Raw genomic sequence first — 5,004 nt, forward strand, 5'->3', positions numbered from 1 at the left:
GTGAGTTCAATCTACTTTAGTTTTGGAGGTCACGGCGAATGTCCGCTAAGCGGTCTGCGACCGCAGCATCGCGACCACGTGTCAAAGGTCGCCTTTGGGCCGACTGAGCGTAGTGAGGGCTCATTACTGATGAAAATACGACAGGTTTACCGTATCAGGGCTGCGAAGCTCAGCTGACAAATATCGTCCTCGAAATTCTGATCGACTAGAGTTCTTTTCTAGAAGAGATACATTTTTGGAAACACTCAAATTTGATCCCTCTAGCACGCAGACCAAAAACGAGATTGAACAGTATTTGATATCCGTCAACGAAGGCGAGCAGGTTATAATCCGCAGGACTCAAGTTGTACTTTTGAAACTGAGGATTCTCTGACTGTCTAGCCCCTAGATACAAAGGTTTGTTTGGAGAAATTTCGCTGAAAACTCTTAAGGCTTTCAAGCGAGAGCAATAACCTATTTCCAGTAACATTGACCAAGTGTTTAGGGTGAGCAACATAGAAAAAAGAACGGAATCTGACTTGGCGGGGGTGGTTGATTGACACGTTTATTCATAATCGCTTTGGCCGTTACAGTTCTAAATACGATGCCAATTTGGCTGACTGAACTGGCCGAAAAAAGCGAGATTGCCGACGTGGCGGTTGGCCTGTTGGCTAGCGTCGTCTTGCTGAGCTCCGCGGTAGGATGTGCGATTGGGGCCGACACGCGAAATAAGGCTTTGCTGCGTGGAGCCGGGATCGTTGCGTTCAGCGGCATTACCGGTGCTGCGACGGTACAGGGTATTTCAACTACCGTTTTGTTTGCCGGGGCAGGCGGCGTTGGTTTGGCGTTTGGCGTTGTTTTGGCTTTGCCCCTGTCGCGCAGTTTCACAGAGGCGAAGGTTCTGCAAACTATTGGCAACGGAATGGCGATCGGGTGTGCCGCTTCGTTCATTCTGTTGGTTGTAATTCACGTAGCCGAGTGGTCTCTACTGACATTCTTGGCCCTTCTTTCGGCGACACAGGTAGTCCTGTTGTTTCGGAAAATGCCTGCGCAAAACTATGGCAATAGAGGGCATTTCAACTGGAAGCAGGACATTGGCTTGCTGCCCTTTTTTATCTGTATGGGTGCCTACTGGGCCTTTCTCGAAGTATATTCGGCAGAGCAAAATCTTGGCAGTCTCAGCGCTTGGTTGGCCGGGAGCCTGTTGCTGTCCGGCTTGGGGTCCTACCTTGCTGGTATTGTGCCAAAGCGATTGGGCATGCGTGCAAAGGTAGTAGGCCTGATGCTCGCGGCATTTGCGGGCGGGCTCACCTACCTGTCTAAAACCGAGTTTTTGGTTGGCATGACTATCCTGCTAAATGCTTTCGGACTTTTCCTGTTCTTCCCGCTCTTCCTGGATCGGACGGATACTCCAGCAGCAGGCATGGCGCGCTACCTTCTGTGTTTTGCATTAGGAGGCGTGATCGGGAGTTTTACGATTGCTGTGGGGGGTTACACAGCTTTGGCCGCCGCCGTCGTCCTCTCGGGCTTAGTTGCTGTACCTGCTACGACGCGTCTACGACCTAAGACGGATATTCCGGAATATTGAGCCCCGCCTTGCGCCATCCTTGGATAGCCATTTCACCGCGTTCCGACGTGATACCGGTCATAGCGAGTTCTTCATAGACGACGTCCTCGAAGATCGGAAACATCTCGCGCATGACCGCTGCCGCCGCGCGGGCTTTTTCTGTATTGCCCAATTCACCGTGGAGCCAGGCAAGGTGTGCCTGGTACCAGAAGAAATCGGGCATCGGAAACTTCTCAATCTCTACCAAAGCGGCCTCGGTGAAGCCTTGCGACGCGTATAGCCAGCATCGCGCATAGTGATACCATCCGGGGTGGACTGGGCTCAGGTCAATCGCCCGATCCAACAATTCAACCGCGCGATCATATTCGCCCAAGAACAGATGGCAGGACCCAATCTCGGCCAGAACATCGCAATGGCCGGAATTCAACTCAAGCGCACGCTCGGCGGCGACCCGAAACCCAGCAATATCCATCTGATAGAAGATAGTCAGCGCCAGTGTCATTTGCGCAAAGGCATTCAGCCGGTCGCAATCCACCGCCTTACGCGCAGCTTCTGCCGAGAGTGCCAAGGCGTCGATATCGGGGCGCTGGTTGACGTGATAGCGGTACTCTTCCAGCAGCAGCATGGAATAAGCCGCCCACCCATCCGAAGATTGAGAGTCCGTTTCGAGTGCATCCTTTAACCTGTCCCGAATGTCCGCATGTATGGAATGATCGTAGGACCGATAATACTCATAAAACTGCGCAACGAGGAAATAAGTGTCCCAGGACTGGGTGCGTCCGTCGGGCAGGGACCGAGCAATGTTTTTTGCCACAAGGCCGTGGCGACTACCAAGGCGGCCGGCAATGAGGGCGGCAATGTCTTCTTGAATATCAAACAGTTCTTCTGGTCCGCTACCACGGTCGAATTGCTCGGTCGCAACCAAGGTACCGTTGCTGGCCTCGGTCACTTGCACGGTCACCCGCAATTGGTTTTGGGACCTTCGAACGCTGCCCTCGACGACATGGGTGACCGCATATCGGTCTGACATGTCCGAGTTTGAAGCCTTGTCAGCTGCCAACTGGGCGGTTGTGCGATGTGAGAGCAGGGTAAGTTCGCGAAATCGGGACAGATTGGTAATCGTGTCTTCGGTCAAACCTTCGGCCAGAAATCCATCGTCGGAGTTTGTACCGAGACTTTTGAACGGAAGTACCGCAAGCACAATACCGTCGGGCGTCGGTGTGTTTTGAGTTTTGGTGACGGGCATGTCGATATCGGCGACAAAGCGAAACCCCGTGCCATGTATCGTCTTGATTGTGTGTTGGTCCCGGCCTGTGTCGCCGACCGCTTGGCGAGCTTCTTTCATCGCGGTCGACAAAGTGGCGTCAGTGATGAACCGGCCTTGCCAGACCTGTTCGACCAGCTCATCCTTCAGAACCACCCGGTCCCGGTTGGAAATGAGGTATTCCAGAATTTGCAGCGTCTGCGGGGTGAGACTGTTACACGCCTCGCCACGCGATATCTGAAAGAGATCGGTATCAATCGTACAGTCATTGAACGCATATTTCATGGCCCGGAACCGATCATGGTTGAAACAATTCTCGTTTGAAACAAGCCTAGCCCTCATACTTTCTCAGGAAAAGCTCAGATGCGGCTTGAGGTTCGAATCCGTGCCGCCGCTATTCCCATTTCATCCTTAACGGTCCGCTTTGGGGCCTGGAAACAGGAGAATAGCAATGAAATATCGCAATGCGTTACCGCAGTTGAACGGCACCCAGATGGTGGCTGATGGCGGCCTTGAAACCACGCTGGTCTTTCACGACGGAATCGACCTGCCTCTGTTTGCAGCATTTAAAGCGTTGGAAAGCCAGGAGGGTATCGACGCCATAGACAGATATATGCGCGGGTTCGCCCGACTGGCCGTAAACCATCGACGTGGGTTTATAATGGACACTCCGACTTGGCGTGCGAGCCCCCGTTGGGCGGCTGAACTCGGGGTGGACCGAGGTGAACTCAAAGAGGTCCATCGCGAGGTTGTCGCAACGCTGGTCAAGATGCGGGATGAGCACGAAACCGCAGAGTCGCCCTTTGTGATCAACGGAGTAATCGGGCCGCACAGCGACGGTTACGCCCCGACAGAAATAATGAGCGTGACCGAAGCCGAAACCTATCACCAGACACAGGTGGTTTGGTTCGCCGAGATGGGCGCAGACATGGTTTCGGCCATCACTATGACCTATGTCGAAGAAGCGATCGGCATTGTGCGCGCCGCACAGGCCGCTGATATTCCCGTGGTTATTTCATTCACCGTCGAGACCGACGGCCGGTTGCCTTCGGGTCAGGATTTGCGCTCTGCCATAGAGCAGGTCGACGCCACCACAAAAGTTGCGGCGGCATACTTCATGATCAACTGCGCGCATCCCGATCACTTCCGTTCTGTCATAGAGCAGGGCGGCGATTGGACGAAGCGGATCATGGGCGTGCGGGCCAACGCGTCGCGCCTGTCCCATGCCGAATTGGACGAAGCTGAAGAGTTGGATGACGGGAACCCGCAGGAATTCGGTGAGCTTCATCAGGAGCTTGCAAAAATTCTGCCCAATCTGAGCGTCATCGGCGGGTGCTGCGGCACCGATCATCGTCATGTCGAGCATGTTTGCAAGGCAACCCAGCAACCGACCACCGCAACCGTCTGACCGGCGACTTAAATCACATAACCCCGGACCGTGAAAAGCAGGCGGTCATCGCAATAGGCTCAAGTATCCGCAAAGCGGCCCGGCTCAGCGGTTCGGGAAACTTCGGGGTGATCACGCCGAACATTGGAGATTATTATGACAACCGAACGTAGTTCTTTTACTGTCCCGCCCAGCGTGGCGTTTCAACCGATTGGCGCCAAGGTGCCAAATAAAATGGGAAAGAGTAGCGTCTCATTTGCTGAGGTTTTCGCCAAGCCGTTTTCGCAATTGCGTAGCGCAGTTATTCGTGAATATCGCTTTAGGCGGGATCTCCGGCATGTGTCTCAGCTTGATGAACGAATGCTGAAAGACATTGGCCTGAACCCGGAACTCTACCACAAGGATCTGCGTTATGGACGTGATACAAGTCGGAGTTTTTGACCTTTAAGGCTTTGAACGAGTCTTAAAGGGAACGCTTACCCCATAGGGTAAAGGTGTGCTCAAAAATTCTGAGCACACCAACACTCAAGTACCATGGCTAGAGAACTCCGATGCTCGCTCGTATTGCTTACTGTGTTACAATTTTTGGCAAAACTGTGAGATCTTAAAGCCGAAGATGTCGCAGCCCTATGATCTGGTAAGTCACATCACTCCACTATGAAGTGGTTCGCGGTTAGGTTTCTCCAATCGATCTACCCTAAATTCAAGCTCGAGTTAGCGCCCAGAACCGCAAGGGCAGGGCGACGGCTGCTACCACCAGACCCAGAGTATAGCCAATCCAGACGCCGACGGCTCCGAGATCAAAGA

At 53.4% G+C, this 5,004-nt stretch carries 4 protein-coding genes; 3 read left to right on the forward strand and 1 reads right to left on the reverse strand.

The annotated features are described in order from the left end of the window. Positions 1-535 precede the first annotated feature (535 nt). Positions 536-1,567 carry a hypothetical protein gene (locus tag ACR0NN_RS25170; RefSeq protein ID WP_170758961.1) on the forward strand — a complete coding sequence of 344 codons (1,032 nt, stop codon included), beginning with the start codon at positions 536-538 and terminating at the stop codon, positions 1,565-1,567. Here ACR0NN_RS25170 and ACR0NN_RS25175 read toward each other — a convergent pair. Next, positions 1,542-3,095 carry a winged helix-turn-helix domain-containing protein gene (locus tag ACR0NN_RS25175; RefSeq protein WP_170687582.1) on the reverse strand — a complete coding sequence of 518 codons (1,554 nt, stop codon included), beginning with the start codon at positions 3,093-3,095 and terminating at the stop codon, positions 1,542-1,544. The two genes, ACR0NN_RS25170 and ACR0NN_RS25175, sit on opposite strands and share 26 nt — an antisense overlap. Before the next feature lie 166 nt (positions 3,096-3,261). On the opposite strand from ACR0NN_RS25175, the gene ACR0NN_RS25180 reads away from it, so the two are divergent. Together ACR0NN_RS25180 and ACR0NN_RS25185 are read left to right on the forward strand one after the other, a co-directional pair. After that, positions 3,262-4,218, forward strand: coding sequence for a homocysteine S-methyltransferase family protein (locus ACR0NN_RS25180; protein ID WP_480685853.1), 957 nt, complete (start codon positions 3,262-3,264; stop codon positions 4,216-4,218). Between the two features lie 135 nt (positions 4,219-4,353). Further along, positions 4,354-4,638: a DUF1127 domain-containing protein gene (locus ACR0NN_RS25185; protein ID WP_480685855.1), complete on the forward strand. Its 285-nt coding sequence runs from the start codon at positions 4,354-4,356 to the stop codon at positions 4,636-4,638. Positions 4,639-5,004 lie beyond the last annotated feature (366 nt).

The sequence above is a fragment of the Ruegeria sp. BA2 genome, assembly GCF_056539605.1.